General features: G+C 66.2%; 29 protein-coding genes and 1 tRNA gene. 27 read left to right on the top strand and 3 right to left on the bottom strand.

All coding sequences use genetic code 11. The features are described from left to right. A partial coding sequence (locus tag H2041_RS03495) for an aminotransferase class I/II-fold pyridoxal phosphate-dependent enzyme (protein WP_293409475.1) occupies nt 1-732 on the bottom strand: 732 nt, incomplete at its 3' end. Between the two features lie 157 nt (nt 733-889). Between H2041_RS03495 and H2041_RS03490 the strand changes: the two genes are divergently transcribed. Next, nucleotides 890-1750 carry a DMT family transporter gene (locus tag H2041_RS03490; protein WP_293409473.1) on the top strand — a complete coding sequence of 287 codons (861 nt, stop codon included), beginning with the start codon at nt 890-892 and terminating at the stop codon, nt 1748-1750. 13 nt (nt 1751-1763) lie between these two features. Here the strand turns inward: H2041_RS03490 and H2041_RS03485 are convergent, their stop codons facing one another. Then, on the bottom strand, nt 1764-3212 hold the full coding sequence (locus tag H2041_RS03485) for a PLP-dependent aminotransferase family protein (protein ID WP_293409470.1): 1449 nt from the start codon (nt 3210-3212) through the stop codon (nt 1764-1766). A 113-nt stretch (nt 3213-3325) separates the two neighbouring features. Between H2041_RS03485 and H2041_RS03480 the strand changes: the two genes are divergently transcribed. The 25 genes from H2041_RS03480 to H2041_RS03360 all read left to right on the top strand — a co-directional run bounded on the left by H2041_RS03480 (nt 3326) and on the right by H2041_RS03360 (nt 25713). Continuing rightward, entirely contained in the window at nt 3326-3562 is a 237-nt protein-coding gene (locus H2041_RS03480) for a thioredoxin (protein WP_293409467.1), read from the top strand. Nucleotides 3563-3588: 26 nt separating this feature from the next. Next, nucleotides 3589-4293, top strand: coding sequence for a glutamine amidotransferase (locus H2041_RS03475; protein ID WP_293409465.1), 705 nt, complete (start codon nt 3589-3591; stop codon nt 4291-4293). Next, nucleotides 4290-5537 (top strand): serine hydroxymethyltransferase, encoded by a 1248-nt coding sequence (glyA, locus tag H2041_RS03470; RefSeq protein ID WP_293409463.1) that lies wholly within the window; start codon nt 4290-4292, stop codon nt 5535-5537. The genes H2041_RS03475 and glyA overlap by 4 nt, the downstream gene beginning before the upstream one ends. Continuing rightward, nucleotides 5530-6264, top strand: coding sequence for a YggS family pyridoxal phosphate-dependent enzyme (locus H2041_RS03465; protein ID WP_293409461.1), 735 nt, complete (start codon nt 5530-5532; stop codon nt 6262-6264). Before glyA ends, H2041_RS03465 begins: the two co-directional genes overlap by 8 nt. After that, entirely contained in the window at nt 6264-7091 is an 828-nt protein-coding gene (gene pdxY / locus H2041_RS03460; protein WP_293409458.1) for a pyridoxal kinase, read from the top strand. Before H2041_RS03465 ends, pdxY begins: the two co-directional genes overlap by 1 nt. An 8-nt stretch (nt 7092-7099) precedes the next feature. Further along, nucleotides 7100-8374, top strand: coding sequence for a 5-aminolevulinate synthase (hemA, locus tag H2041_RS03455; protein WP_293409456.1), 1275 nt, complete (start codon nt 7100-7102; stop codon nt 8372-8374). Next, entirely contained in the window at nt 8361-9614 is a 1254-nt protein-coding gene (locus tag H2041_RS03450) for an MFS transporter (protein WP_293409454.1), read from the top strand. The genes hemA and H2041_RS03450 overlap by 14 nt, the downstream gene beginning before the upstream one ends. 38 nt (nt 9615-9652) lie before the next feature. Next, on the top strand, nt 9653-10585 hold the full coding sequence (locus tag H2041_RS03445; protein ID WP_293409452.1) for a LysR family transcriptional regulator: 933 nt from the start codon (nt 9653-9655) through the stop codon (nt 10583-10585). Nucleotides 10586-10749: 164 nt separating this feature from the next. Beyond that, nucleotides 10750-12732, top strand: coding sequence for a conjugal transfer protein TraG (locus H2041_RS03440; protein WP_293409449.1), 1983 nt, complete (start codon nt 10750-10752; stop codon nt 12730-12732). Between the two features lie 10 nt (nt 12733-12742). Then, on the top strand, nt 12743-13204 hold the full coding sequence (locus tag H2041_RS03435; RefSeq protein ID WP_293409447.1) for a CopG family transcriptional regulator: 462 nt from the start codon (nt 12743-12745) through the stop codon (nt 13202-13204). A gap of 147 nt (nt 13205-13351) precedes the next feature. Next, entirely contained in the window at nt 13352-14335 is a 984-nt protein-coding gene (trbB, locus tag H2041_RS03430) for a P-type conjugative transfer ATPase TrbB (protein ID WP_293409445.1), read from the top strand. Beyond that, a complete protein-coding gene (locus H2041_RS03425) occupies nt 14332-14664 on the top strand; it encodes a TrbC/VirB2 family protein (protein WP_293409443.1) in 333 nt (110 codons plus the stop codon). The genes trbB and H2041_RS03425 overlap by 4 nt, the downstream gene beginning before the upstream one ends. Beyond that, a complete protein-coding gene (locus H2041_RS03420; RefSeq protein WP_293409442.1) occupies nt 14664-14945 on the top strand; it encodes a VirB3 family type IV secretion system protein in 282 nt (93 codons plus the stop codon). Before H2041_RS03425 ends, H2041_RS03420 begins: the two co-directional genes overlap by 1 nt. Nucleotides 14946-14955: 10 nt before the next feature. After that, nucleotides 14956-17406, top strand: a complete 2451-nt coding sequence (trbE, locus tag H2041_RS03415) for a conjugal transfer protein TrbE (protein ID WP_293409439.1) — start codon at nt 14956-14958, stop codon at nt 17404-17406. A gap of 2 nt (nt 17407-17408) precedes the next feature. Next, the gene (gene trbJ, locus H2041_RS03410; RefSeq protein ID WP_293409437.1) at nt 17409-18179 is read left to right on the top strand and encodes a P-type conjugative transfer protein TrbJ; all 771 of its coding nucleotides are present in this window, start codon (nt 17409-17411) and stop codon (nt 18177-18179) included. A 13-nt stretch (nt 18180-18192) separates the two neighbouring features. Continuing rightward, nucleotides 18193-18459, top strand: a complete 267-nt coding sequence (gene trbK-alt / locus H2041_RS03405) for a putative entry exclusion protein TrbK-alt (RefSeq protein WP_293409435.1) — start codon at nt 18193-18195, stop codon at nt 18457-18459. Between the two features lie 2 nt (nt 18460-18461). Continuing rightward, the gene (gene trbL, locus H2041_RS03400; RefSeq protein WP_293409433.1) at nt 18462-19823 is read left to right on the top strand and encodes a P-type conjugative transfer protein TrbL; all 1362 of its coding nucleotides are present in this window, start codon (nt 18462-18464) and stop codon (nt 19821-19823) included. After that, nucleotides 19820-20509 (top strand): conjugal transfer protein TrbF, encoded by a 690-nt coding sequence (trbF, locus tag H2041_RS03395; protein WP_293409431.1) that lies wholly within the window; start codon nt 19820-19822, stop codon nt 20507-20509. The genes trbL and trbF overlap by 4 nt, the downstream gene beginning before the upstream one ends. After that, complete coding sequence (gene trbG / locus H2041_RS03390; protein ID WP_293409429.1) at nt 20506-21498, top strand: P-type conjugative transfer protein TrbG; 993 nt, start codon at nt 20506-20508, stop codon at nt 21496-21498. Before trbF ends, trbG begins: the two co-directional genes overlap by 4 nt. Next, nucleotides 21495-22640 (top strand): TrbI/VirB10 family protein, encoded by a 1146-nt coding sequence (locus tag H2041_RS03385; protein ID WP_293409427.1) that lies wholly within the window; start codon nt 21495-21497, stop codon nt 22638-22640. The genes trbG and H2041_RS03385 overlap by 4 nt, the downstream gene beginning before the upstream one ends. A 2-nt stretch (nt 22641-22642) precedes the next feature. Continuing rightward, entirely contained in the window at nt 22643-22864 is a 222-nt protein-coding gene (locus tag H2041_RS03380; protein WP_293409425.1) for a DUF2274 domain-containing protein, read from the top strand. Nucleotides 22865-23001: 137 nt separating this feature from the next. Continuing rightward, nucleotides 23002-23325 carry a hypothetical protein gene (locus tag H2041_RS03375; protein WP_293409423.1) on the top strand — a complete coding sequence of 108 codons (324 nt, stop codon included), beginning with the start codon at nt 23002-23004 and terminating at the stop codon, nt 23323-23325. Next, on the top strand, nt 23322-23675 hold the full coding sequence (locus tag H2041_RS03370; protein WP_293409421.1) for a DUF6516 family protein: 354 nt from the start codon (nt 23322-23324) through the stop codon (nt 23673-23675). The genes H2041_RS03375 and H2041_RS03370 overlap by 4 nt, the downstream gene beginning before the upstream one ends. After that, complete coding sequence (locus H2041_RS03365) at nt 23672-24061, top strand: helix-turn-helix domain-containing protein (RefSeq protein WP_293409418.1); 390 nt, start codon at nt 23672-23674, stop codon at nt 24059-24061. The genes H2041_RS03370 and H2041_RS03365 overlap by 4 nt, the downstream gene beginning before the upstream one ends. After that, nucleotides 24058-25713, top strand: a complete 1656-nt coding sequence (locus tag H2041_RS03360; protein ID WP_293409416.1) for a recombinase family protein — start codon at nt 24058-24060, stop codon at nt 25711-25713. Before H2041_RS03365 ends, H2041_RS03360 begins: the two co-directional genes overlap by 4 nt. Here the strand turns inward: H2041_RS03360 and H2041_RS03355 are convergent. Further along, a tRNA-Ser gene (locus tag H2041_RS03355) sits at nt 25675-25764 on the bottom strand. The two genes, H2041_RS03360 and H2041_RS03355, sit on opposite strands and share 39 nt — an antisense overlap. A 153-nt stretch (nt 25765-25917) precedes the next feature. Between H2041_RS03355 and H2041_RS03350 the strand changes: the two genes are divergently transcribed. Further along, the gene (locus H2041_RS03350; RefSeq protein ID WP_293409414.1) at nt 25918-26868 is read left to right on the top strand and encodes a septal ring lytic transglycosylase RlpA family protein; all 951 of its coding nucleotides are present in this window, start codon (nt 25918-25920) and stop codon (nt 26866-26868) included. Nucleotides 26869-26897 lie beyond the last annotated feature (29 nt).

Below are 26897 nucleotides of genomic sequence, written 5' to 3'. Positions count from 1 at the left end.
CCGCTGCACAGCCCATTGCTTCAACCGCGCGCATGCGCAAAACAACCGCCCGGCTCTAATCCCAGCTGGGGGAAGGCTGGGGGTCAGGTCAGTGGGTGTAAAAGGAACGCCGACGATGTTGACCTGATGCGCGCGCAAAAGTGCTTGGAAATTGAAGTAGCAAGGATCATCGACGAGAACGGTATCGTTAGGCCGCAATAGAAGGCGACATATTAGGTCGATCGCCTGCGTTCCCGAGGCAGTCAGCATTATCTGATCCGCCGTCGCCGTGATGCCTTCATCGGTGAACCGGCTGAGTAGTAGGCGACGCAGGGCGAGCGAACCGCGTGTGCTCCCATAATCGGACAGCAGCGTATCGTCAGCACGGCTGAGCGCCCTCAGTCCTCTGCGAAGCGCGGCATTTGGCATCCAGTCGGAAGGGAGCCACCCACAGCCAGGCTTGAGCACGGACGAATCAGCATCAAGTGACTGCTTGGATACCCAAAATGGATCGACATCGCGCTCGCGCGACGGTCCCATCTCTGCCAAGGCCATCGGTGGCAGGTGAGCGCCGGTTACAAAGAAGCCCGAACCTCGCCGGGCACGGATAACCCCTTCCGCTTCCAGCCGATCATAAGCCTCGACGACGGTGGAGGGGGAAACGCCCATCGTTTCAGCGAAGCGGCGAACCGATGGCAAGCGATCCCCCGGCCCGAGCGCCCTGTTCGCGATCTTGGTGCGAACGGCGTTCATCAGCACTTCTGTCCGCGTTCCCATACCGCTCAATCCAGCTCTGCCACACAACTGTGTGGCTTAGTTTACCAATACAATTCGTCATAATTGTATCTGACTGTTCCTTCCAGCACCAGAGCTGAACGGCTATTTCGGGAGGTCAGGAAAGCGAGGATTTATGGAACGAACGACTGCGGGTTGGGGCAGCGGCCTCTTAGGCGTCATCATATTCAGTGGGTCGCTGCCGGCCACGCGCGTTGCAGTCGCGGACTTTTCGCCGATGTTTCTGACCTCCGCGCGGGCAGTAATCGCCGCGTTACTCGGCGCGGTGTTCCTGTTCGCCCTTCGCCAGACACGGCCGGAACGACATGACATCTTTCCGCTTACATTGGTGGCGATTGGCGGTGTCGTCGGCTTTCCACTTCTGACGGCGCTGGCGCTTCAGCATATCACCGCCGCCCATTCTATCGTCTTCATCGGACTGCTCCCGCTCGCGACCGCGATCTTTGGCGTGCTACGCGGAGGCGAGCGGCCAAAGCCCGCTTTCTGGTTGTTTTCTGTTGCCGGGGCGGCGGCGGTCGCCGGCTTTGCACTCTATGGAAGCAATGAAGGAACGCTGACGGGCGACCTGCTCATGATCGCGGCCATTCTTGTCTGCGGCATGGGCTATGCGGAAGGGGCGATACTTTCGCGCCGTCTTGGCGGCTGGCAGGTTATCTCATGGGCGTTGTTGCTGTCGTTGCCGATCATGGCCGCAATCGCGCTGCTCACCCTGCCTCATACGTGGAGCAATGTCGGCGTTCCGGCGTGGATCGGCCTCGCCTACGTTTCGATCTTCAGCATGATGGTCGGCTTCATATTCTGGTATCGGGGCCTTGCGCTTGGCGGCATCGCGGGCGTCGGCCAGTTGCAGCTTCTCCAGCCCTTTTTCGGATTTCTGCAGGCAGCGATCTTCCTCGGCGAGCCGATCGCCTGGACCATGATCGCGTCAACCGTGATCGTTGTCGGGTGCGTAGCGGGTGCCAAGCGCTTTGCCTGAAGATGCGATGCGCCTAGCGCGATCCTGGCCGCGTTCGCGCGAACAGGCCGACAAGGCGCGTCAGTTCCTTTTCGTCCAGGCTGGCGTAGCCGATCCGAAACGCCTCCGGCGCGCTCGCGGCGTCGAGCGCGAACTGCAAACCGGGCGTTACCGCCAGACCCGAGCGATGGGCGTTGGCTGCCCATGTTTCGGCGCTGAGACCGGCCCGCAGCCTGAGCCAGATGGCAAGGCCGCCAGCGGGAACGTCGAAAGTCACGTCATCGCCGAGCCTGTCGATCAATTCCCCCGCAAGATGGTCTCGCCGAGACTGATAGATGCGGCGGGCCTTGCGAGCGTGCCGGCGCAGCGTCCCGTCCTCGATCAGACTCGCGAGCGCCTGTTCGAGCGGCAGATCGCCCTGCCGGTCGATGGCTTCGCGGCGATAGGCCATACGAGCGAGCAGGTCTGGTCGCGCCGTCACATATCCAGCGCGGACGGCCGGAGCGAGCAGCTTGGAAAGTGAGCCGACATAGATGACGGGCAACTCCGCCTCGGCGCGTCCCGCCAGCGGCAGGACGGGACGACCGTCGAAGCGGTATTCGTGATCGTAGTCGTCCTCGACAATCGTCAGCCCGCGACGGCGCGCGACATCGAGCAGCTTCAGCCTGCGGCCCGCGCCTAGCGTCACCGTGGTCGGATATTGATGATGGGGCGTGACATAGACCGCCTTCAGCGAAGGCTCCCGGTCGGCAATACGCTCAAGACCCGTCACGTCGATTCCTTGGGCATCGGTGGGCACGCCGACCACCTTTGCTCCCGCCGCGCGGAAAGCCGCCCAGGCGAGCGGATAACCCGGCTGCTCCACCGCAATGGCTTCTCCTGGTTCGATGATTGCGGAGGCGGCGAGGAACAGTCCCATCTGGCTCCCGCGCGTCACCAGCAGATCGGCCGGGGAAACTGTCAGACCCCGCTCAACCCCGAGATAATCTGCGAGGGCTGTGCGCAGAGTAAGCGCGCCGCGCGGATCGCCATAGCCCCCGTCCGACAGGAAGGCGGGCGCGGAGAGCGCACGACGGAACGCCCGCGCCAGCTCGGCGCGTGGCATGAGCCTGGAATCCGGTGCGCCGTCCGATACACGCAGCGGCGGCGGCGCGTTCTTTCCTGTCTCCACGGTCTTGGCTGGAACGCGATTGCGCCTCCTGCCGCGAGTCGGTGCGATGTCCGGCAGGTCGCGCGCGACAAACGTGCCGCGCGACGGCTCGGATACGAGCCAGCCCTGCATGGTCAATTCTTGATAGGCCGCATCGACCGTGTTGCGGTGAAGTCCGAGGTTCCGCGCCATTGTGCGCGTGCCTGGCAAGGCATCGCCAGGCTTCAGGCGACCGCGCTCGATCTCACGGATGAGGGTCGTAGCAAGGTTGAGGAAAACCGGCTGTCCGCCGTCTTCCGTCAACTCGATCGAGATGTCGCCACGCTTTCCCAAACCGGCCTACCCACTTTCGACAAACCGGCACTCCTGAATAGGCCGGATAGAAGCTATTGCATGGGAGGAAGGCCGGCGCAATCGCGCCGAGGCCGAGAGAGAAGGAACGAAGCATGGCCGAGAAAGCAGTGTTCTATCACGCCGGATGTTCAGTGTGCGTCGATGCCGAGCAGCGATTTGCCGGTGCCCTCGACAAGAGCCTCTATGACGTCGAGGTCGTCCACCTTGGCGAGAGCAAGGGCCGCATCGATGAAGCCGAGCAAGCCGGCGTGAAATCTGTTCCCGCGCTCGTCATCGCCGGAGCTGTCTATCATATCAATCACGGTGCCGATCTTTCGGCGCTGCGCTGACCGCCATGTCGAGGGGAGCCCCCGCCATGCTGAAAACGGCGGTCGCCATCCGGCATGTTCATTTCGAGGATCTCGGAACCTTCGAGGCCGTGCTTACGGCCGCTGGCTACAGGATTCACTATTACGATCTCGGCGTGCATGACCTTTGGACGCTCGACCCCCCGCTTGCCGATCTGCTCGTCGTGCTCGGCGGCCCGGTGGGGGTATATGAGACGGACGCCTATCCGTTCCTGGCCGAAGAACGGCAGATACTAGAAGCACGGTTGGACGCGGATCGTCCGACCCTGGGCATCTGCCTTGGCGCGCAGCAGATCGCGGCGACGCTCGGCGCGAAGGTCGCGCCGAGCGGAATCAAGGAAATCGGCTTTTCGGAGCTGACCCTGACCGATGCCGGGCGGGTTGGGCCGCTCAGGCATCTGGAAGGCGTCTCCGTGCTGCACTGGCACGGCGACGCCTTCCAAACCCCCGAAGACGCCGAGAATCTCGCAACGACGGCGCTTTGCGCGACGCAGGGCTTCGCGCGCGGCCGGAACGTCCTCGGCCTCCAGTTTCATCCCGAGGTGGACGCCTGCGCCGGCATCGAACGCTGGCTGGTCGGCCACGCCGCCGAGCTGGCGTCGGCGGGCGTCGATCCGCGCGCCTTGCGCGAGGATGCCCAGCGGTTCGGCCCGGCCTTGCGCGACGCGGCGCGCAAGATGCTGACCGAATGGTTGCAGGGGCTGGCGCAATGACAGCAGCGGTCGACAGCGAACTCGCCATCGCCATCGGGCAGGAAGCAAGACGGCAGCAGGATCATATCGAGCTGATCGCGTCGGAGAACATCGTCAGCGCGCAAGTGCGGGCCGCGCAAGGCTCGATCCTCACCAACAAATATGCCGAGGGCTATCCCGGCCGCCGCTACTATGGCGGCTGCGAGGCGGTCGATAGGGTCGAGCAGCTCGCCATCGACCGGGCCGGCAGGCTGTTCAGAGCGGCCCATGCCAATGTGCAACCCCATTCGGGCGCGAACGCCAACATCGCTGTCCTGTTCGCGCTGCTCGATCCGGGCGACCGGATCATGGGGCTCGATCTCGCCTGCGGCGGCCACCTGACGCACGGATCGCCCGTCAGCCTGTCGGGACGGTGGTTCGAGGTCGCACCTTACAGCGTGCGCGAGGATGACGAACGGATCGACTATGACGAGTTGGACCGTCTTGCCCGTGACGCCAGGCCGCGCCTGATCTTCGCTGGCGGCTCCGCCTATCCGCGCGAGATCGACTTCGCGCGCATGCGCGCCATCGCCGACGCGGCCGGCGCTTGGCTGGTCGCGGACGTGGCGCACTATGCCGGGCTGATCGCTGCCGGGCTCTATCCCAACCCCGTGCCTCATGCGCATGTCGTCACCTCCACCACGCACAAGACGCTCAGGGGACCGCGCGGCGGGCTGATCCTCACCAACGATGCGGCGCTGGCGAAGAAGATCGACAAGGCCGTGTTTCCCGGCACGCAGGGCGGCCCGCTCATGCACGTCATCGCCGCGAAGGCCGTGAGCTTCCATGAAGCGCTTCAACCTGCGTTCGGCGACTATGCCCGCGCCGTTGTCGCCAATGCACAGGCGCTGGGCGACGTGCTCATGGCGGGCGGACTGCGCCTCGTCACCGGCGGCACCGACTGTCATCTCCTGCTGGTCGATCTCCAGCCTTTCGGCGTCACCGGCAAGGCGGCGGTCGAAGCTCTCGAACGCTTCGGTCTGACCGCCAACAAGAATGCCGTTCCGTTCGACCCGCTGCCGCCGACCGTCACCTCCGGTATCCGCCTCGGCACGCCCGCCGCGACCTCGCGCGGATTCGACGAAGCGGCCTTTCGCGAAGTCGGCGCGCTGATTCTGGAGGTGCTTGGCGCGCTTCGCGCCGGGCACGAGCCCGGCCCGTCGGTGCGCGACCGGGTTCGCCGGCTAACCGACGCCTGGCCGATTGATGGAGGGACGGATGGCTGATGTCGCCGCCAATCTCGCAGTCGTCCGGCAGAAGATCGCCGACGCCGCAGCGCGGTCGGAACGCTCGCCGGACGCGGTGCGCTTCGTCCTCGTGACGAAGACCGTGGCGGCTGAACGGGTGCTGGAAGCCGTCCGCGCGGGCGCGACCGACCTCGGCGAGAACAAGGTGCAGGAGGGGCGCAGGAAGGCGGAAGCCCTGACCGGCGAGCCTATCCGCTGGACGATGATCGGTCATCTCCAGAGCAACAAGGTGAAGGATGCGCTGCGCTTCGCGCGCGAGGTGCAGTCGCTCGATCGTCTCTCTCTGGCGACCGCGCTCGAAAAACGGCTCCAGCTTCTCGGGCATGGCCTCGACGTGCTGGTGCAGGTCAACACATCGGGCGAAGCCAGCAAATATGGCCTTTCACCCGAGGACGTGCCTGCGTTCCTGCGGGAATTGCACGCCTTCGACGCGCTGCGCCCCAAGGGCTTCATGACGCTTGCCACCTTCACGCCCGATGAGGCGGAGGTGCGTCGCTGTTTCCGCCTGCTGCGCGGCATACGAGATCGCGCGCTGGTGGAAGCTCCGCAGGGTGCGAAACTTGCCGACCTCTCGATGGGCATGTCGGGCGATTACGCCTGGGCGATCGAGGAAGGCGCTACCATCGTCCGGGTCGGCCAAGCGGTGTTCGGTGCCCGGCCGCTTCCCGATTCCCATTACTGGCCGGGCGCGGCAGGGACGGCCTGATGCTGGTCATCTCAATTCAGAGCCAGGTCGTCCACGGCCATGTCGGCAACAGCGCCGCAGTCTATCCCATGCAGGCCGAAGGCGTGACGGTGGCGGCCGTTCCCACCGCATTGCTTTCCAATCATCCCCACTATTCGACGATGCGGGGCACGGTGCTGGACGCCGGGCTGGTGGCGGACCTGCTGCGCGGAGTCGAGGAACGTGGGCTGGTCGAGCGCGCAACGGTGCTGCTGACCGGCTATCTCGGCTCGCCGACGATTGCCGGGCATGTGGCGCGGTTCGTCGCGACCGCCCGGAAGCACAATCCAAACCTCGTCTATCTCTGCGATCCCGTCATGGGCGATGACGACCTCGGCGTCTTCGTCGCGGACGGTTTGACGGACATATTCCGCGACCAACTCGTTCCGCTCGCCTCGATCGTCACGCCCAACCAGTTCGAGCTGGAGCTTCTGGCCGGGACGAAGGCGCGCGACACGGCGGGGCTTCTAACGGCCAGCGATGGGATAGCGCACGGCGGGCGACCGGCAGTGATCGCAACCGGATGCACGCTCGCCGATACGCCGGCCGGCCAGGTCGAGACGGTTCTTTGCGCGAATGGACTGATGACGCGCATCGCCACACCGCGCCTGCCGATCCGCCCATGCGGGACGGGCGACCTCCTGAGCGGCCTTGTCGCCGCTCATGTGGCGAAGGGCACCGATGTTGAAACCGCGCTGCGCCGCGCTGTCGAAGGCACATACCGGGTGCTGGAGCGCACACTGCAGGCCGGCGCGGATGAGATGTGTCTTTCCCCGATGGCGGCGCAAGTTGCCACGCAACCCGATTGACGGAACCCATGAACGGCTTCGATTTTGACTCCTGCTTCGCCGAAACGCTGCAAAACCTGCGACGCGAGGGGCGCTATCGTGTCTTCGCCGATCTTGAACGGGATTCGCATAGCGGCGTCCATGCCTATGACCACCGCACAGGCCGACGCGTCACGGTCTGGTGCTCCAACGACTATCTGGCGATGGGCGCTCATCCCGATGTCATCCGCGCGGCAGGTGCCGCGCTGGAACGATATGGCGCGGGCGCGGGCGGCACGCGCAACATCTCCGGGACGACCCATGAGCATGTTCTGCTCGAAGGAGAGCTGGCGGACCTGCACCGCAAGGAATCCGCCTTGCTGTTCACGTCCGGCTATGTGGCGAACGACGCCGCCCTGTCATCGCTCGGCCGCTTTCTGCCCGGCTGCGTGATCTTTTCGGACGAACTCAATCATGCGTCGATGATCGAGGGCATCCGCCACTCAGGCGCCGACAAGCGGATATTCAGGCACAACGACTGGCGCGACCTCGAACGGCAGATCGCTTCCGTCTGCAAATACCGGCCCAAGATCATATGTTTCGAGAGCTGCTATTCCATGGATGGCGATTTCGCTCCCATGGAAGCGATCTGCGATGTCGCGCGACGGCACGGCGCGTTCACCTATGTCGATGAAGTCCATGCGGTCGGCCTCTATGGCGCGCGTGGGGCCGGCGTGGCGGAGCGCGATGGCCTGCTCGACCGCATCGACATGTTCCAGGGCACGCTCAGTAAGGGCTTCGGAGCCATCGGCGGCTATATCGCCGGCAGTCGCGATGCGGTCGATTTCGTCCGCAGCCACGCTCCCGGCTTCATTTTCTCCACCGCTCTGCCGCCCTCGGTCGTTTCCGGCATTCGCGCGGCGCTGGATCAACTGAAGGAAGACGGTTCCGCGCGCGCTGCCCTCGCAAGACGCGCGGCCTCCCTCAAGGCAAAGATGCTCGCGAACGGCATCCCGGTCCTGCCGAGTCCAAGCCATATATTGCCGGTCATGATCGGCGACGCGGCGCTCGCGAAAGCGATCACCGACCGGCTCATGGCCGAGGATGGAATCTACATTCAGCCGATCAACTATCCGACCGTGCCGCGCGGAACTGAACGGTTGCGGATCACGCCGACGCCGCTGCACACCGACGAGGACGAGGACACCTTGATCGCGGCGCTGGTCTCGGCGCGTGGAGCCTTTCCCCGCTGGACGGAACTGACGGCGGCTGCGCAACCCGACATCCACGTTTCCATGCGGGAGAACGCCGATGCGATCTCGTGAGGGTATGGGAACGCCGCAGCTTGAATACGCTCCCGCCACCGGGCCGATGCCGGTTTCATCGGCTGCGCCCGAAGTCGGTCTGTCCAGGGCCGCCACGCTGCTGTTCGCACTCGCCGCCGGACTCAGCGTTGCGAACACCTACTACGCCCAACCGTTACTCGACACGATGGCGCGGGATTTCGCGATTGCCCCAGCGACCATCGGCCTTGTCGTGACGCTCACGCAAGTCGGCTATGGCCTCGGGCTGATTTTCATTGTTCCGCTCGGCGATATTGTCGATCGCCGCCGATTGATAGCCGGCCAGAGCCTTCTCTCGGTGATCGCCCTCGTTTCCATTGCGCTGGCTGGATCAGCAGGGATGCTGTTCGCCAGTCTGGCGGCGATGGGCCTGATGGCGGTCGTCATTCAAATCCTCGTCGCCTTCGCGGCAACCCTCGCACCCCCCGAAAAGCGCGGTGCAACTGTCGGCATCGTAACGAGCGGCATCGTGATCGGCATTCTCGGAGCCCGGTTCGTTGCCGGACTGGTCGCCGATCTCGGAGGGTGGCGAGCCGTCTATATGACCTCCGCCGTCCTGACGCTCGCCATGGTGCTGCTCCTGCTGCGCGCCCTTCCTTCGGGCCGGCCATCGGTCAGCACAGATAGCTATCTCGCGATCCTGCGTTCCACGCCGATCCTGTTCCTGCAAGACCGGATACTTCTCGTTCGCGGCCTCCTGGCGTTACTTGTCTTCGCCGCGTTCAGCACGCTCTGGACGGCATTGGTGTTGCCGCTCAGTGCCGCGCCTTTTTCCTACTCGCACACGCAGATCGGTCTGTTCGGTCTGGTCGGCATGACCGGAGCGCTCGCAGCGACTGGCGCGGGCAGGCTCGCGGATCGAGGGCTTGGTCAGTGGACCAGCGGCATATCGCTCCTGCTGCTGCTGGCGTCATGGGGGCTGATCGCGCTGCTCCCTTGCTCAATCCCGATCTTCCTTATCGGCATCGTCCTTCTCGACCTCGCGGTGCAGGCGGTCCACGTCACCAATCAGAGCATTATCTTCAACCGCCACCCGGAAGCGCGCAGTCGCCTCGTCGGCGGCTACATGGTGTTTTATTCCATCGGAAGCGCGACCGGAGCGATAGCCTCCACCATGGCCTATGCCTTCGCGGGCTGGCCCGGCGTTTCGGCTTTGGGGGTGGCGTTTAGCGCCGCCGCCCTCCTGATATGGGCAGCGAGCCGCCGCCTGCCGATCGGTTAGGCCGGTGTCCGATGCGCAGGCGGCGACAATCACCACCGTTGATCGACCGCCAACAGGGAGTGCCGACCTCGCTGGGGTCGCGCATTCCTATGACATCGCTCATCCAAGCGCTTGCCGTCGCCCAATATCTGAACTTTCGTCACGCCGCCAACGCGCTCGGCGTGGCGCAATCCAGTGTCAGCGCGCGCGTGAAGGCGCTGGAGGAAGACCTTGGCATCCTCCTGTTCGAGCGCCATGCGCGGGGCGTCCGGCTGACCGAGGCCGGCCGGCATTTCGTCGCGCGGGTGACGACCGGGATTGACCATCTCGACCATGCCGTCAGGACCGCCGGCATGGTCGCGCGCGGCGAACACGGCAGCTTGCGCGTCGGCATCCATGCCCTGATCCCCGGCAGCTTTCTCGCCAACCTGCTTGAGCGATACCGCGAACGACATCCGGGCATCGAGGTCGAGATCGCCGAGGGCACGGCCCGCGATAGCGTCATGCAGCTTCGCGCCGACCAGCTCGACGTGACATTCGTGGCAGGCACGCCCGAGTTTCCCGACTGCCATTCCCGGCGGATATGGAGCGAACGGCTGCTGGCCGCGCTGCCGTCACGCCATCCGCTCGCCGAGGGAGCAGGCGTCACCTGGGCCGATCTGGCGGGTGACACCTTCATCGTCCGGCACGGCGGCACCGGACCCCAAGTGCATGACCACATCGTCAAGCGCCTGGCGGGCAGATGCGCGAACCTGTCCATCCTGCGCTTCGATGTCGAACGCGGCACGCTGCTGTCCATGGTCGCGCAGGGCTACGGCGTCACCATCGTCGGCGAAGCGACAGCGCCGATGAACGCGCCCGGCGTGACTTTCGTGCCGATCCTCGACGAGTTGGAACCGCTTCCGTTCTCCGCAATCTGGTCGCCGCACAACCGTAGCCCTGCGCTCCGAAGCCTTCTCGACCTTGCAGGCGAGATGAGTCGATCAGGCTAGGCAATCTGATTTCCCGGCGACTCGTCGGCCTAGTGACCATCGCAACCCATCCTATTTGCCGCCGATAGTATCCGGCAGTCCTCCCGCATCGCCTTTCCTGTTGCCCGTCCCGATTTTGCCTACTCTCTGATCGGCTCCGTCTCTTTTACCGATTGGAGCCTGCATTGCGCGGATGCCGAATCCTTTGGGGTCAGATCGCCGTAGTTTTCACCATCGTTTTGGTGATGACGTGGGCAGCGACGCAATGGGTAGCGTTCCGCCTCGGCTTTCAGCCCCAACTCGGCAATCCGTGGTTCGAGCTGGCCGGCCTGCCGGTCTATTACCCGCCGGCTTTCTTCTGGTGGTGGTTTTCGTTCGACGCCTATGCGCCCGCGATCTTCATGGAGGGTGCGGCCATTGCCACGTCTGGCGGCTTCATCGCCATCGCCGCCGCCATCTTCATGTCGATCATCCGGGCGCGGGAGGCGCGCAACGTCGCCACCTACGGATCGGCGCGATGGGCCGCAGATCGCGAAATCCGCGCCGCCGGACTGCTCGGCCCCGATGGCGTCGTGCTCGGCAAGCACGAACGCGACTATCTGCGCCATGACGGCCCCGAGCACGTCCTATGCTTCGCCCCGACCCGCAGCGGCAAAGGCGTCGGTCTGGTTGTGCCGACGCTGCTGACCTGGCCGGGAAGCTGCATCGTCCACGACATCAAAGGAGAGAACTGGACGTTGACGGCCGGCTTCCGCGCAAAGCACGGCCGCGTCCTGCTGTTCGATCCGACCAACGTGAAATCCTCCGCCTACAATCCGCTGCTGGAGGTGCGGCAGGGCGAATGGGAAGTCCGCGACGTGCAGAACATCGCGGATATTCTGGTCGATCCAGAAGGCAGCCTCGACAAGCGCAACCATTGGGAAAAGACCAGCCATAGCCTGCTGGTCGGCGCAATCCTGCATGTCCTCTACGCGGAGAAGGACAAGACCCTGGCGGGCGTCGCCAACTTCCTGTCCGACCCTCGCCGGCCGGTCGAGGCAACCTTGCGGGCCATGATGGATACGCCGCATCTCGGCGAGGCGGGCGTTCATCCCGTCATCGCGTCATCTGCCCGCGAGCTGTTGAACAAATCCGAGAACGAACGGTCGGGCGTGTTGAGCACCGCCATGTCCTTTCTCGGCCTCTACCGCGATCCAGTGGTGGCGCGGGTAACGGCACGATGCGACTGGCGCATTGCCGATCTGGTCGGCAACCGCCGACCCGTCACGCTCTACCTTGTCGTGCCGCCGTCCGACATAAACCGCACCAAACCGCTCATCCGCCTGATCCTCAACCAGATCGGCAGACGACTGACCGAGGAATTGCATACGTCCGGCAAACGCCATCGCTTGCTTTTGATGCTGGACGAGTTTCCCGCGCTCGGCAGGTTGGATTTTTTCGAGTCCGCCTTGGCTTTCATGGCGGGCTACGGCCTCAAGGGTTTCCTGATCGCGCAAAGCCTCAACCAGATCGAGCGCGCCTATGGGCCGAACAACGCGATCCTCGACAACTGCCATGTCCGCGTCAGCTTTGCCACGAACGACGAGCGCACGGCCAAGCGGGTGAGCGACGCGCTCGGCACCGCAACCGAGTTGCGCGATTCCACCAACTACGCCGGCCATCGCCTCGCGCCATGGTTGGGGCATTTGATGGTGTCGCGCCAGGAGACCGCCCGGCCGTTGATGACGCCCGGCGAGATCATGCAGCTTCCGCCCACCGAAGAAATCGTCATGGTCGCGGGCACGCCGCCGATCCGCGCGACCAAAGCCCGCTACTACGAGGACACGCGGTTCAAGGAACGCATCCTGACCCCGCCCGATCCGGCGGACGATCCCGCCGCACACCCGTCATCCGACGATTGGTCGAGCCGCGTGGTCGCGGCGGCCGGCCGTTCCGCGACGAGCGACGCCAGCGCGGCCGAGGGCGATCCGGCCAACGCCGGCATCCGCCGCGAGCCGGAATTGCCCGAGCATGAGGAAATCGTCGCCCCGCCACCGCCCGAACAGGAGTTCGAGTTTCTGGACGATGAGCCGGACGTTGACGCAGCCAAGGCCCGCGCCATGCGCCAGCGCATGAGGATGGTGGCGCGGCAGGTCGCCCTGAATCCCGACGACGGAATCGAACTGTAAGGACACGCCCATGCCAACCCGAACCCGCCTGAATCTCTATTTCGACCCCGCGCTCATGCCGCAGATCGAGACACTGGCGCTGCGCCGCAAGGTCTCGAAATCCGCCATCGTGGAGGCTGCTGTCATGTCTTACCTGTCCGGCGATTCCACCGACCAGCTTGAGGCAGCCATGTCGCGCCGCCTGGACAGGCTCGGCCGCCAGATCGACACGCTCGACCTGGATCTCGCCGTGCTCGGCGAGACGGTCGCGCAGTTCATCCATTTCTGGCTGACCATCACGCCGCCGCTTTCAGGAACCGCACAATCCGCCGCCCGCACAAAAGGCGCGGAACGCTTTGAGGGCTTCATGCAGACCCTCGGCCGGCGTCTGGCGACGGGCGACAGGTTCCTCAAAGAGCTGTCGCGAGACATCGACTCACTCCGCGACGATTCAACGCCGGATCAGTCCGAGATCAACGGCGATCAAGCGTAAGTATTCAGACCCATCCCATTTGCCGCCGATGGCCGCCGATGCCCGCACGCACTTAGATACTTGTTGAACCGGCCCGTTTTCGGCCTCTCTTAATCGACCCCGATCCGGGGATCGCCTGTCGCGTCCCCGCCAGCAACCGGGGCCGACATGACTACCAACCACCACAGAGCGGAAGCCATCACACGCGGCGCGCGCATGTTGCGCACCGCGCTCGGCCCAGCCATTGCCCGGCTTCTCGAAGACCCGGCCGTGGTCGAGGTCATGTTGAACCCGGACGGCCGCCTTTGGGTGGACCGGCTGTCCGAAGGGCTGGCCGACACGGGCGAGCGCCTGTCCGCCGCCGATGGCGAACGCATCGTGCGGCTGGTCGCGCACCACGTCGGCGCGGAGGTTCATCCGCGTAGCCCCCGCGTCTCGGCCGAACTGCCGGATACCGGCGAGCGGTTCGAGGGGCTGTTGCCGCCCGTGGTCGCCGCGCCGGCCTTCGCCATTCGCAAGCCGGCTGTCGCGGTGTTCACGCTCGACGATTACGTCGCCGCCGGCATCATGACCGCCGATCACGCGACGACGCTGCGCGCGGCCGTCACCTCCCGCGCCAACATCCTCGTTGCTGGCGGCACCAGCACGGGCAAGACGACGCTTACCAACGCGCTGCTCGCCGAGGTGGCGAAGACGGCGGATCGCGTCGTCATCATCGAGGACACGCGCGAACTGCAATGCGCCGCGCCCAACCTCGTCGCCATGCGGACGAAGGATGGCGTCGCCACGCTTTCCGATCTGGTCCGCTCGTCGCTGCGCCTGCGCCCCGACCGCATCCCCATCGGCGAGGTGCGCGGTTCCGAAGCCCTCGACCTGCTCAAAGCCTGGGGAACAGGACACCCCGGCGGCATCGGCACCATCCATGCCGGCACCGGCATCGGCGCGCTCCGTCGCCTTGAACAGCTCATTCAAGAGGCTGTCGTCACCGTCCCGCGCGCACTGATCGCCGAGACCATCGACCTTGTTGCCGTCCTGTCCGGGCGCGGCTCCGCGCGCCGGCTGGCCGAACTCGCCCGCGTCGAAGGGCTGGGGCCGGACGGCGACTACCGCATCACCCCCGCAATCCCCACCAGCACAGGAGAAACTTCATGATCCGCACCCTTCCGCGCGGCTATCGCAGCATGGCGACCGCTGCATCCACCCTTGCCATCAGCCTCATGCTCGCTCCGGCCGCTCATGCGTCCGGCTCGTCGATGCCGTGGGAAGCGCCTCTCCAAAGCATCCTCCAGTCCATTGAGGGGCCGGTCGCCAAGATCATCGCCGTCATCATCATTATCGTGACCGGCCTGACGCTGGCCTTCGGCGACACCAGCGGCGGCTTCCGTCGGTTGATTCAGATCGTGTTCGGCCTGTCCATCGCGTTCGCCGCATCGAGCTTCTTCCTGTCGTTCTTTTCGTTCGGCGGCGGGGCGCTCATCTGATGGCCGGCGCTTTCGAGCAACTTGACGCGGTGTCGGGATTTTCGGTCCCGGTCCATCGGGCACTGACCGAGCATATCCTGCTCGGCGGCGCACCGCGCGCCATCGCCATCATGAACGGCACGCTGGCCGGGGCCGTGGGCCTCGGCCTGCGCCTCTGGCTGGTCGGCCTCGCCATATGGGCCATCGGCCACTTCGCGGCCGTATGGGCGGCGAAGCGCGACCCTCTCTTTGTCGAGGTCGGGCGGCGGCATCTCCGCATCCCCGGCCATCTGGCGGTGTGAGGGCGCGGCCATGATGAACCTTGCCGAATACCGCCGCACCGCCAGCCGCCTTGCTGACTATCTGCCCTGGGCCGCACTGGTCGGCTCCGGCGTCGTGTTGAACAAGGACGGCTCGTTCCAGCGCACCGCGAAGTTTCGCGGTCCTGATCTGGATTCCGCCGTCGCAGCCGAGCTGGTCGCCGTCGCCGGCCGCATCAACAATGCCCTGCGCCGTCTCGGCTCCGGCTGGAGCATCTTCGTCGAGGCGCAGCGCAGCGAAGCTGCGACCTATCCCGACAGCACCTTTCCCGATCCCGCGTCGGCGCTCGTCGATGCCGAGCGGAAAGCCGGTTTCGAGGAAGCGGGCACGCATTTCGTGTCAGACTACTTGCTGACCTTCCTCTATCTGCCGCCGGTCGAGGAAGCCGCTCGCGCGGAAACCTGGCTCTACGAGGGCCGGGAGCAATCCGGCGTCGATCCGTGGGAAGCCCTGCGCGGCTTCGCGGATCGCACCGACCGCGTTCTGGCGCTGCTCGATGGTTTCATGCCGGAATGCCGCTGGCTCGATGACGCCGGCACGCTGACCTACCTCCATTCTACCGTCTCGACCAACCGGCATCGCGTTCGCGTGCCCGAGGTGCCGATGCACCTCGACGCGCTGCTGGCCGACCAGCCGTTGACCGGCGGGCTGGAGCCGCGCCTTGGCAGCGCGCATCTGCGCGTCCTGACCATCGTGGGATTCCCCACCGCCACGACGCCCGGCCTGCTGGACGACATGAACCGGCTGCCATTCCCTTATCGCTGGAGCACGCGCGCGATCCTGCTCGACAAGACGGACGCGACGCGGCTGCTCACCAAGATCAGGCGGCAATGGTTCGCCAAGCGCAAGTCCATAGCGGCGATTCTGAAAGAGGTGATGACTAACGAGGCGTCCGCGCTTGTGGACACCGATGCCGCCAACAAGGCGCTCGACGCCGACATGGCCCTGCAGGAACTCGGCGCGGACGTGGCGGGCATGGCCTACGTCACGGCGACCGTCACCGTTTGGGACGCCGATCCCCGCATAGCCGACGAGAAGTTGCGGCTGGTCGAGAAGGTCATCCAGGGCCGCGACTTCACCGCCATGGCCGAGACGGTCAACGCGGTGGATGCATGGCTCGGCAGCCTGCCCGGACACGCTTATGCGAACGTCCGGCAGCCGCCCATCAGCACATTGAATCTCGCCCACATGATCCCGCTGTCGGCGGTGTGGGCGGGGCCGGAACGGGACGAGCATTTCGGCGACGCTCCATTGCTTTACGCCAGGACCGAAGGCTCAACCCCGTTCCGGTTTTCCCTTCACGTCGGCGACGTGGGCCACACCCTCGTCGTCGGCCCGACCGGCGCGGGCAAGTCCGTGCTGCTCGCGCTCATGGCCTTGCAGTTCCGCCGCTACGCAGATGCCCAGGTCTTTGCCTTCGATTTCGGCGGCTCGATCCGGGCGGCGGCGCTCGCCATGGGCGGCGACTGGCACGACCTCGGCGGCGGATTGACCGAAGGGTCCGACGCTTCCGTCTCGCTCCAGCCGCTCGCTCGTATCCACGACACCTATGAACGCGCCTGGGCGGCGGACTGGATCGCCGCCATCCTCATGCGCGAAGGCATGACGATCACGCCGGAGGTGAAGGAGCATATCTGGACGGCGCTGACTTCGCTGGCGTCAGCGCCGGTCGGGGAACGCACCATCACCGGCCTTGCGGTCCTGCTGCAATCCAACGACCTCAAGCAAGCGCTTCGGCCTTACTGCGTCGGCGGTGCCCATGGCCGGTTGCTCGACGCCGAAACCGAACATCTCGGCGTGGCGGACGTGCAGGCGTTCGAGATCGAGGGGCTCGTCGGGACCGGCGCGGCTCCGGCCGTCCTGTCCTACCTGTTCCATCGCATCGGCGACCGGCTCGATGGGCGGCCCACGCTGCTCATCATCGACGAGGGCTGGCTTGCCCTGGACGACGAGGGATTCGCCGGCCAGCTCCGCGAATGGCTGAAAACGCTGCGCAAGAAGAACGCCAGCGTCATCTTCGCCACGCAAAGCCTGTCCGACATTGACGGCAGCAACATCGCACCCGCCATCATCGAGAGCTGCCCGACGCGGCTCTTGCTGCCGAACGAACGCGCCATCGAGCCGCAGATCACGGCCATCTATCGCCGTTTCGGCCTCAATGACCGGCAGATCGAAATCCTCGCGCGGGCGACGCCCAAACGCGACTACTACTGCCAAAGCCGCAGGGGCAACCGGCTGTTCGAGCTTGGCCTGTCCGAAGTCGGTCTCGCGCTCTGCGCCGCATCCGCCAAATCCGACCAGACCCGCATCGCCGAACTCGTCGCCGAGCATGGAAGCAACGGCTTCCTCGTCGCCTGGCTGCGCGAGCGCGGCGTCGATTGGGCGGCCGACCTGATCCCCAACCTCACCAACATCACCCCTCGTTCCGAAAAGGAGGCCTGACTATGACCATTCGCCGTTTCCGCTCGCGTCCCATCCTGATGGCAGCGACCATGCTCGCTGCGCCCATCGTCCTGTCGCCCATGCTGGCGAGTCCGGCCCGTGCGCAATGGGTCGTCTATGACCCGACCAACTACGTTCAGAACGTGCTCACGGCCGCGCGCACGCTGGAGCAGATCAACAACCAGATTCAGAGCCTCCAGAACGAGGCGACGATGCTCATCAACCAGGCCCGTAATCTCGCGAGCCTGCCATATTCCTCACTCCAGCAGCTCCAGCAGAACGTCCAACGCACGCAGCAGCTTTTGAGCCAGGCGCAGAACATCGCCTTCGACGTGCAGCGCATCGACCAGGCGTTCCAGCAGCAATACGGCAAAGTCTCGCTGTCGGCCACCGATCAGCAGCTCATCGCCGATGCCCGCTCGCGCTGGGAGAACACGGTCGGCGGCTTGCAGGACGCCATGCGCGTGCAGGCAGGCGCGGTCGGCAATATCGACAGCAACCGCGCCGAGATGGCCGCGCTTGTCGGCCAGAGCCAGGGCGCAACCGGCGCGCTGCAAGCCACGCAGGCCGGCAACCAGCTTCTCGCGCTCCAGTCGCAGCAGCTTTCCGACCTGATCGCCTTGCTCGCCGCCAACGGCCGGGCCGGTGCATTGACGGAAGCCGAGCGCGCAGCCGCCGCCGAACAAGGCCGAGAGCAGCGCCGCCGGTTTCTCACGCCGGGCACCGGCTACCAGCCGGGCAACGCGCAGATGTTCAACAACGGCAACAACTGACGGGAGGGTCGCCATGGACGGCAAGATGCTGGCCCGGCTCGGGGTCGTGGTGTTCGTCGCCATCGCCGTCACGGCGACCGCTATCGACATGGCACGGGAGGACGAACCGCCCGCGCCGCGTTCCGCGCCAGCCCTCCAGCCGCCGCCCGACCCGCTGCGCGCAACCCTGCGCCGCTGCCAGCAGCTCGGCGAAGCCGCCGCCAGCGATGCCGAATGCCTCGCCGCCTGGGCCGAAAGCAGGGACCGTTTCCTCGGCCGTGATCGCCGGGAGGCGCGCTGACCATGGGGAACACAGGCGTCATCGACAATTTTCTCGGCGTATTCACCTCATACATCGACAGCGGTTTCGGCCTGCTCGGCGGCGAGGTGGCCTTCATCGCCACCACGCTCATCGTCATCGACGTGACGCTCGCCGCGCTCTTTTGGGCCTGGGGCGCGGATGACGACATCATCGCGCGGCTGGTGAAGAAGACGCTGTTCGTCGGCGTCTTCGCCTACATCATCTCCAACTGGAACAACCTCGCGCGTATCGTCTTTGAGAGCTTCGCCGGCCTCGGCCTCATGGCGTCGGGCACCAGCTTTTCCGTTACCGATCTGATGCGGCCGGGCCGCGTGGCGCAGACCGGCCTCGAAGCTGGCCGCCCGCTGCTCGATTCCATTTCCGACCTGATGGGCTGGATCGCCTTTTTCGAGAACTTCATCCAGATCGCGTGCCTGCTGTTCGCCTGGGCGTTGGTCGTTCTCGCCTTCTTCATCCTCGCCATCCAGCTTTTCGTCACCCTGATCGAGTTCAAGCTGACGACGCTCGCCGGCTTCGTGCTGATCCCCTTCGGCTTGTTCGGCAAGACCGCGTTCATGGCCGAGAAGGTCTTGGGGAACGTCGTCTCGTCCGGCATCAAGGTTCTGGTGCTCGCCGTTATCATCGGCATCGGCAGCACCTTGTTTTCGCAGTTCACTGCCGGCTTCGGCGGCCAGACGCCGAGCATCGACGACGCCATGGCAATCGTGCTCGCCGCGCTGTCGCTGCTCGGCCTCGGCATCTTCGGCCCCGGCATCGCCAACGGCATCGTCTCGGGCGGCCCGCAGCTCGGCGCGGGCGCAGCCGTGGGAACCGGCCTTGCGGTCGGCGGCGCGGCCGTCGCTGCCGGCGGTGGGGCCATGCTCGCCGCGAAGGGCGGAGCTGCCGCCCTGTCCGGCGGGGCCGCGGCCGTCCGCGGAGGCGCGGCGACCGCGGGCGCGGCGACCGCAGCCTATAGCCTCGGCTCGCTCGGCCAGAGCGGGGCGGCAGGCGTCGCCTCCGGCCTTGGCGGCGTCGCACGCGCCGCAGGCTCGGCGGCAATCTCTCCGCTCAAACGTGCTGCCGCGCGCGCCAGCGAATCCGTCAAGTCCAGCTTCTCCGCTGGCGCGCGGGCAGGTTTCGGCGCGACCGGCGGCACCTCCACCATGGGAACGGTCGGCGGTGCGAGCGCCGATCCCGCCGCCGCGCCATCCGGCCCCAGCGGCAGCCCTCCGGCCTGGGCGCAGCGGATGCGGCGCTCGCGGGCCATGAACCACGGCGCCACCATGGTCGCCCATGCGGTGCGCTCTGGCGACAGCCACGGCTCCGGTTCCTCCGTCAACCTTTCCGAAAGTGACCGCTCATGAACATCTTCAAACGACCATCGACCCACTACGGCAAATCGCCGGAACCCGAGACGCCCTATCAGAAGGCCGCGCAGGCATGGGACGAGCGCATCGGCTCGGCCCGCGTACAGGCGAAGAACTGGCGCTATATGGCGTTCGGCTCGCTGATCCTGTCGGCCGGCTTCGCGTCGGCGCTGGTCTGGCAGTCGGCGCGCGGGACCGTGGTGCCCTGGGTGGTGCAGGTCGATAATCTCGGCCAGGCGCAAACCGTCGCGCCCGCGAACGCCGATTACCGGCCGACCGATCCGCAGATCGCGTTTCACCTCGGCCGCTTCATCGAGCAGGTCCGCGCGATCCCGGCCGACGCGATCATTGTCCGCCAGAACTGGCTTCGCGCCTACGAGTGGACCACGGATCGCGGCGCGGCGGCGCTCAACGACTACGCCCGCGCCAATGATCCCTTCGCCAAGGTCGGCCGCCAACAGGTCGCCGTCGAGGTCTCGAGCGTCATTCGGGCATCCCCGAACAGCTTCCGCGTCGCCTGGACCGAACGCCACTACGAAAACGGCCAGCTTTCCACCACCGAGCGATGGACCGCGATCCTGACCATCGTGATCCAGCCCCCGCGCGACACCGAGCGCTTGCGCGCCAATCCGCTCGGCATCTACGTCAACGCAGTTTCATGGTCGCGGGAGATGAGCCAATGAGGACGATCACCCGCACTCCCACAATTGCGGCCGTGCTGCTTTCGGCGACCATGCTGGCCGGCTGCGCCACCAACCGGCCGCAATGGAGCTACGACGCCGAGGTGCCGCCGCTGCCGACCGTGCAGGCGGCTGTCACCGATGAAACGCCCCGGCCGTTGCATGTGCCCCCGGCCTGGACCGTCGCTCGTGGAGGACAAGCCGCCGGCACGCCGACCGGCCGCGTCGAGAACGCCAATGCCGCTGCCCGCGTCGAGCCGCGCCGGGAAGGCTACTACAACGCCATCCAGATATATCCGTGGAGCGAAGGCGCGCTCTATCAGGTCTATGCCGCAGTCGGCCAGATCACCACCATTGCACTGGAGCCGGGCGAGAGCCTGACCGGGGCGGGGCCGATCGCGGCCGGCGACACCGCCCGATGGGTGATCGGTGACACCGTGAGCGGCAGCGGCGCGACCCGCCGCGTCCATATCCTCGTCAAGCCGACGCGCCCGGACATTTCCACCAACCTTGTCGTTACCACCGACCGCCGCACCTACATGATCGAGCTGCGCGCTCGCGAAGCCCTCTACATGCCGGCCGTCGCCTGGGCCTATCCCGCGCCACCAGCCGGCCAGCGCCAGACGGTCCCGACCGCCCCGATCATCCCGGCCGAAACCGCGCGGAACTATCGTTACGGCCTGACCGGAGACAGCCCGCCATGGCGGCCGGTCTCCGTCTTCGACGATGGCCGCCGCGTCTATGTCGTCTTCCCGGCCGGCATCGTGCAGGGCGAGATGCCGCCCATCTTCGTGCTCGGCTCCGATGGTGAGCCGCAGATTGTCAACAGCCGCATCCACCAGAACATCCTGATCGTGGATCGCCTGTTCGGCGCGGCCGAGCTGCGCCTTGGCAGCGGCAACCGCCAGCAGACGGTCAGGATCGTGCGCGTGAACCCCACTCAAGCCACTGCCGATCAATCCGACCGAGTGACCGGAGACTCCTCCTCATGACAGACGACACCATCACGGACACCGCCGCGCCCATGCGCCTACGTGCCGAACCGCCCCGCGTCACCCGCCTGTCGCGGAAGATGCTCGCAGGCGTCGGAGCCGTTGCCTTGCTCGGCATCGGCGGTGCGCTCATCTATGCCCTCCAGACCCGCGATGCGGGACCGGGCGGGGAAGAACTCTATTCGACCGAGAACCGGCCCACGGCGGACGGCTTGTCCGGCCTGCCGCGCGACTATACCGGCCCGGTCCTGGGGCCGGCATTACCGGGAGACCTCGGCCGCCCGATCCTCGACGCGCAGAACCGGGGCCAGCCGGTTGCGCCGCCTGTCGTGGCGACGCCCGCCGTCGATCCAGCGGAGCAGCGCCGTCTTGCCGAGGAAGAAGCCGCGCGCCTCAGCCGCGTCTTTTTCCAGACCGCGCCCGGCACGGGGACGGCAACCGGCATCGCTACGCCCGGCCTTGCCGGTCTCGGCCTCGCCGGCCAGCCTGGCGCTACGGGGACGCAGGACCGGCACACGGCGTTCCTCAATGGGCCGGTAGAACGGCGGACGGTCGCGCCGGATCGCGTCACGCCGCCGGCATCGCCCTATATCCTTCAAGCCGGGGCGGTGATCCCGGCGGCGCTCATCACCGGCATCCGTTCCGACCTTCCGGGCCAGATCACAGCGCAAGTCACCGAGAACGTCTATGACAGTCCGACCGGCTCGCTGCTCCTGATCCCGCAGGGCACGCGCATCATCGGCCAATACGATGATGGCGTGACCTTCGGCCAGCGCAGGGTGTTGCTGGTGTGGAATCGCCTGATCCTGCCGGGCGGCCGTTCCATCGTCCTGGAGCGCCTTCCGGGCGCGGACGCTTCCGGTTACGCCGGCCTTGAGGATGGTGTCGATTATCATTGGTGGGATCTGATGAAGGCGGCAGGGCTGTCCACGCTGCTGGCAGTCGGGACGGAGCTGGCGACCAGCGACGAGGACCGGCTGATCCGCGCCATCCGCGACGGTGCGCAGGATACCGTCAACCAAGCGGGCCAGCAGATCGTCCAGCGTCAGTTGCAGGTCGCGCCGACGCTCACGATCCGCCCCGGCTTCCCGGTCAGGATCATCGTCACCCGCGACCTTGTGTTCGAGCCGGCAGGAGGCTGACCATGACCAAGCTGAAACTCGGCCCGCTGCCCGACGACAAGCCCATAAAGGTGACGGTGGAACTGCCCGCGCCGCTTCACCGTGATCTGGTCGCCTATGCCGAGGTGCTGGCCCGCGAGAGCGGCCAGCCCGCCGCCGATCCCGTCAGGCTGATCGTGCCCATGCTTGAACGCTTCATCGCCACAGATCGCGGTTTCGCCAAGGCACGGCGAGCCGCAAGCTAAGTCCATCTTGGCGGTAGGGGTGCCGCCAGCGCACAGGCGCGAATGCGGCACGCTACAGCCCGCCGATCCCCCTCCATGGTTCGCTTAATTCCGGGGCCTTGAGCGCCCCGGAATCCACCAGAATCAAGGAGGATTCCATGTGCACAAAGCGCCGCCGCGCCCGCAAAGGGCGACCGCGACAGCCGGTCCCCGAGACACTTCCCGACGATCTTTTCGACTATGCCGACGAACCCGCGCCGGACGGCAGGGAACGCCGCCGGTCGCCGCTACGCATCGTCGATGTGGAGACGCTGCCCGTCATCGACGACTGGCCGGAGAAGGTGCCGATCACCGAGGTCGAGCTTGAAATCTTCGAGCGGTATTTCGGCGACGTGCTCGACCGCTTGTTCGGCCCCATAGACGCCGATCCCGACAATCAGGGCTTGTCACTGTTAACACCTGATGGTAATAGTAAGCCATGAGCGAGGATCGTGACCCGAGCCTCGACACGCTTCTGGACCTCGACGGACAGGTGCTCGTTGTCGATCCCGAGGGCGGCCATTGGGTGAAGTTCATCGTCACCCGCATTCCGGCATCGACGGAGAAGCCGCACGGCCTCGATTACTCGCTCACGCTTCACGGGCCTTCGGGCGAACGGCTGGTCGGCTTCGATAACGCCCATCCGGTCCGCCGAGGCAGGCACGGCGAGCCGATGGACCATCGGCACCGGTTCCAGACCGTGAAGCTCTACGCCTACGAAGACGCGGCCACGCTGCTGGCCGACTTCTGGCGGGCGGTGGACGCGGTTTTGAAGGAGCGAGGCGTAACATGACCACCCTGAAAGTCGGGATTGCCGACTACGAAGAAATGAAGGCCCGCACCATGCAGATTGCCAAGGGTGAGGAAAAGCCCGCACCCGGCGATCCGAAGGTGTGGTTCACATCCACGGAATCCTTCGCGCAAATCCTCTCCAGCGGGAACCGCGAGTTGCTGCGCGTCATCGACGAGCAGTCGCCCGGCTCGCTGGAGGAACTGTCGCGGATCACCGGACGGACGAAGCCCAGCCTCTCCCGAACCCTCAAGACGATGGCGAGCTACGGCCTGATCCGCATGGACCCCGGCGAAGGGCAGAAGGTCGTGCCCAAGGTGCTGCATGACCGGGTGGAGCTGGAATTGCCCTTGCTCGAACGCCGTGCGGCGAAAGGAGACCGGCCATGAATATGCAAAGCCCCCATGTCGCCCTGCGCGCCGCCCTCTACCTGCGCGTCTCGACGGCGCGGCAGGCCGAGCATGACGTGTCGATCCCCGACCAGAAGCGCCAGGGCGAGGCGTATTGCCAGGAACGCGGCTACCAGCTCGTCGAGACCTTCATTGAGCCGGGCGCGTCGGCCACCAACGACAAGCGCCCCGAGTTCCAGCGTATGATCGAAGCCGCCACGGCCAAGCCAGCGCCGTTCGACGTGGTGGTGGTCCACAGCTTTTCGCGCTTCTTCCGCGACGAGTTCGAGATGGAATTTTATTACCGGAAGCTGGCGAAGAACGGCGTGAAGCTGGTTTCGATCACGCAGGAGCTTGGCGACGATCCGATCCACGACATGATGCGGCGGATCATGTCCCTGTTCGACGAATACCAGTCCAAAGAGAACGCCAAGCATGTCTTGCGCGCCTTGAAGGAGAACGCCCGGCAAGGCTTCTGGAACGGCTCGCTTCCGCCCATAGGCTACCGCGTCGTCGACGCCGAGCAGCGCGGCGCGAAGATGAAGAAGAAGCTGGAGATCGACCCGCTGCACGCCGACACCGTGCGGCTGGTCTTCCGCCTTGCATCGGAAGGCGACGGCACGTCCGGCCCCATGGGCGTCAAGAACATCGTCAGCTACCTGAACAGGAACCGCATGTTCACCCGGAGCGGCGGGCGTTGGGGCATTGGCCAGCTTCACCGCATCCTGACCCGCCGCACTTATATCGGCGAGCATCGGTTCAATCGCCGCTCCAAAAAGGGCGAGGTGAAACCCGAGGAAGAGGTCGTCACCGTCGCGGTGCCGCCGCTGATCGACCTTGAGATATTCGAGGCCGTGCAGAGCCGCTTGCAGGCCAACAATCCGAAGGTGACGCCGCCGCGCGTCGTCAGTGGCCCGAACCTGCTCACGGGCATCTGCCATTGCGGCAACTGCGGCGGGGCCATGACGCTGCGCACCGGCAAGAACGGCCGCTACCGCTACTACGCCTGCTCGATCCGGGCGCGGCAGGGCGATACCGGCTGCAAGGGCCGGGCGATCCCGATGGACAAGCTCGACAGCATGGTGGTCAGCCATATCGAGGAACGGCTGCTCGACCCCGAGCGGATCGAAGAAGTCCTCGCCTCGTTGCTCGACCGCCGGCAGGAGAGCGTCGAGCGGCGCGGCCAGCACATCGCAGAGTTGAACCATCGAGCGGCCGAGGCCGACATGCGCCTAAAGCGGCTCTATGACGCCATCGAGGCCGGTTCGCTCGATCCGGCCGAGTCCGCCCTTGGCGAGCGGATCGCGGGCCTGACCGCGCTACGGGACCAGGCGCGGGCCGACGCCGAAAGGACCGAGGCCATGCTGAAAAGTTCGGCCCACCAGGGCCTCACAGGGACGGCCGTGCGGGAACTGGCGAGCGAAGCCCGCACCCGGCTTCGGCTCGGAGAGGGCGGCTATCGGCGGGAACACGTCCGGGCCTTCGCCCAGCGTGTCGAGGTCGCGGACGACGAAATCCGCATCATGGGATCGAAGAACACCCTGTTGCGGACGCTGGTAGCCGCGAAAGGAGGGAAATCGGCGGGAATCGGCGTTCCCGGTTTTATACCGAAGTGGCGGACGGGGTGGGATTCGAACCCACGGTGGGCGTGAACCCACGGCGGTTTTCAAGACCGCTGCCTTAAACCACTCGGCCACCCGTCCGGAGCGGGGGCTATAGCAGGGGAGGGGGCGCGGCTCCAACGGACATGCGGCCGCCGGTCGCATCCGGCTTAACCTCGTCTCAAATCCTGTGGCTTCACACTCCGCTAAGGATGATGGAGCCGCGCCTCATGCGCGGTCCGCGGAGCAGCGGAGATGGGGATGCAGATCGCCGATCCGGCGCGGACGTTTCGAGCCGCCGCCGTTCTGAGCCTCGCCGCCCTGACGCTCGCCGCCTGCGCCGCGCCGACCCCGCGCCTGGCCACCCGCCTGCCCGAGGCCGGGGGAGCCAAGCCGCCGTCGGGCGCCGGCGGCCGCTACAAGGTGGGAAAGCCCTATCAGGTGGGGGGCGTCTGGTACGTGCCGAAGGAGGACCCGAACTACAACCGGGTCGGCATCGCCTCCTGGTACGGTCCCCAGTTCCACAACAAGGCCACGGCCAACGGCGAAACCTTCGACATGAACGCCATGACGGCGGCCCATACGACCCTGCCTCTGCCGAGCCTGGTGGAGGTCACCAACCTGGAGAACGGCCGAAAGGTCATCGTGCGGGTCAATGACCGCGGCCCCTTCGTCGGCGACCGCATCATCGACCTGTCGAAGGCCGCGGCCCGCGAGCTCGACTTCGAACGCAAGGGGCTGGCCAGGGTGCGCGTGCGCTATGTCGGGCGCGCGCCGCTCGGAGGCGGCGGCGACCTCGGCGTACGGACCGCGGCCGCCGAACCTGCGCCCGCCCTGCCGGCCGCCCCCATACCCTACAGCCAACTGGCCCGGGCCACGCCGACGCCCGCGCCCGCCGCCGCACCGCCCGTCGCCCCCCCTGCGCCGCCGGCCGCCGCAGCCCCGCCGGCGGCGAGCGCCTACCTTCCGCCGCCGGGCGCCTACCGGGTTCAGGCCGCGGCCTTTGGCGACCGTCTGCGGGCCGAACGCGCTCTGGACCTTCTGGCCGGGTCCGGGGAGGCGGTGATCGAGCCGGTCGAGACCGGCGCCGGCACGCTCTATCGCGTCATGCTCAACGTGTCCGGCGACGAGGGACGGGCCTGGGCGATCCGCGACCAGGTGGCCAGCGTCGGATTCGCCGACGCCCGCGTCATCCACCCCTACTGACGCCGTTCCCGGCGAAGGGCTCTGGACAC

Source organism: Phenylobacterium sp. (assembly GCF_013911965.1).
Taxonomy (GTDB): domain Bacteria; phylum Pseudomonadota; class Alphaproteobacteria; order Caulobacterales; family Caulobacteraceae; genus Phenylobacterium.
This window is presented reverse-complemented; position numbering and strand designations above follow the sequence as displayed.

Bases quoted from the DNA above. Each gene is read 5' to 3' on its own strand.
- H2041_RS03375 (WP_293409423.1), top strand. From the start codon at position 23,002: ATGTGCACAAAGCGCCGCCGCGCCCGCAAAGGGCGACCGCGACAGCCG.
- H2041_RS03360 (WP_293409416.1), top strand. From the start codon at position 24,058: ATGAATATGCAAAGCCCCCATGTCGCCCTGCGCGCCGCCCTCTACCTG.
- H2041_RS03450 (WP_293409454.1), top strand. From the start codon at position 8,361: ATGCGATCTCGTGAGGGTATGGGAACGCCGCAGCTTGAATACGCTCCC.
- H2041_RS03480 (WP_293409467.1), top strand. From the start codon at position 3,326: ATGGCCGAGAAAGCAGTGTTCTATCACGCCGGATGTTCAGTGTGCGTC.
- trbF (WP_293409431.1), top strand. From the start codon at position 19,820: ATGAACATCTTCAAACGACCATCGACCCACTACGGCAAATCGCCGGAA.
- H2041_RS03425 (WP_293409443.1), top strand. From the start codon at position 14,332: ATGATCCGCACCCTTCCGCGCGGCTATCGCAGCATGGCGACCGCTGCA.
- H2041_RS03475 (WP_293409465.1), top strand. From the start codon at position 3,589: ATGCTGAAAACGGCGGTCGCCATCCGGCATGTTCATTTCGAGGATCTC.
- H2041_RS03365 (WP_293409418.1), top strand. From the start codon at position 23,672: ATGACCACCCTGAAAGTCGGGATTGCCGACTACGAAGAAATGAAGGCC.
- H2041_RS03380 (WP_293409425.1), top strand. From the start codon at position 22,643: ATGACCAAGCTGAAACTCGGCCCGCTGCCCGACGACAAGCCCATAAAG.
- pdxY (WP_293409458.1), top strand. From the start codon at position 6,264: ATGCTGGTCATCTCAATTCAGAGCCAGGTCGTCCACGGCCATGTCGGC.
- H2041_RS03370 (WP_293409421.1), top strand. From the start codon at position 23,322: ATGAGCGAGGATCGTGACCCGAGCCTCGACACGCTTCTGGACCTCGAC.
- H2041_RS03350 (WP_293409414.1), top strand. From the start codon at position 25,918: ATGGGGATGCAGATCGCCGATCCGGCGCGGACGTTTCGAGCCGCCGCC.
- glyA (WP_293409463.1), top strand. From the start codon at position 4,290: ATGACAGCAGCGGTCGACAGCGAACTCGCCATCGCCATCGGGCAGGAA.
- H2041_RS03490 (WP_293409473.1), top strand. From the start codon at position 890: ATGGAACGAACGACTGCGGGTTGGGGCAGCGGCCTCTTAGGCGTCATC.
- trbG (WP_293409429.1), top strand. From the start codon at position 20,506: ATGAGGACGATCACCCGCACTCCCACAATTGCGGCCGTGCTGCTTTCG.
- trbK-alt (WP_293409435.1), top strand. From the start codon at position 18,193: ATGGACGGCAAGATGCTGGCCCGGCTCGGGGTCGTGGTGTTCGTCGCC.
- trbL (WP_293409433.1), top strand. From the start codon at position 18,462: ATGGGGAACACAGGCGTCATCGACAATTTTCTCGGCGTATTCACCTCA.
- H2041_RS03385 (WP_293409427.1), top strand. From the start codon at position 21,495: ATGACAGACGACACCATCACGGACACCGCCGCGCCCATGCGCCTACGT.
- trbE (WP_293409439.1), top strand. From the start codon at position 14,956: ATGATGAACCTTGCCGAATACCGCCGCACCGCCAGCCGCCTTGCTGAC.
- trbJ (WP_293409437.1), top strand. From the start codon at position 17,409: ATGACCATTCGCCGTTTCCGCTCGCGTCCCATCCTGATGGCAGCGACC.
- hemA (WP_293409456.1), top strand. From the start codon at position 7,100: ATGAACGGCTTCGATTTTGACTCCTGCTTCGCCGAAACGCTGCAAAAC.
- H2041_RS03435 (WP_293409447.1), top strand. From the start codon at position 12,743: ATGCCAACCCGAACCCGCCTGAATCTCTATTTCGACCCCGCGCTCATG.
- H2041_RS03420 (WP_293409442.1), top strand. From the start codon at position 14,664: ATGGCCGGCGCTTTCGAGCAACTTGACGCGGTGTCGGGATTTTCGGTC.
- trbB (WP_293409445.1), top strand. From the start codon at position 13,352: ATGACTACCAACCACCACAGAGCGGAAGCCATCACACGCGGCGCGCGC.
- H2041_RS03465 (WP_293409461.1), top strand. From the start codon at position 5,530: ATGGCTGATGTCGCCGCCAATCTCGCAGTCGTCCGGCAGAAGATCGCC.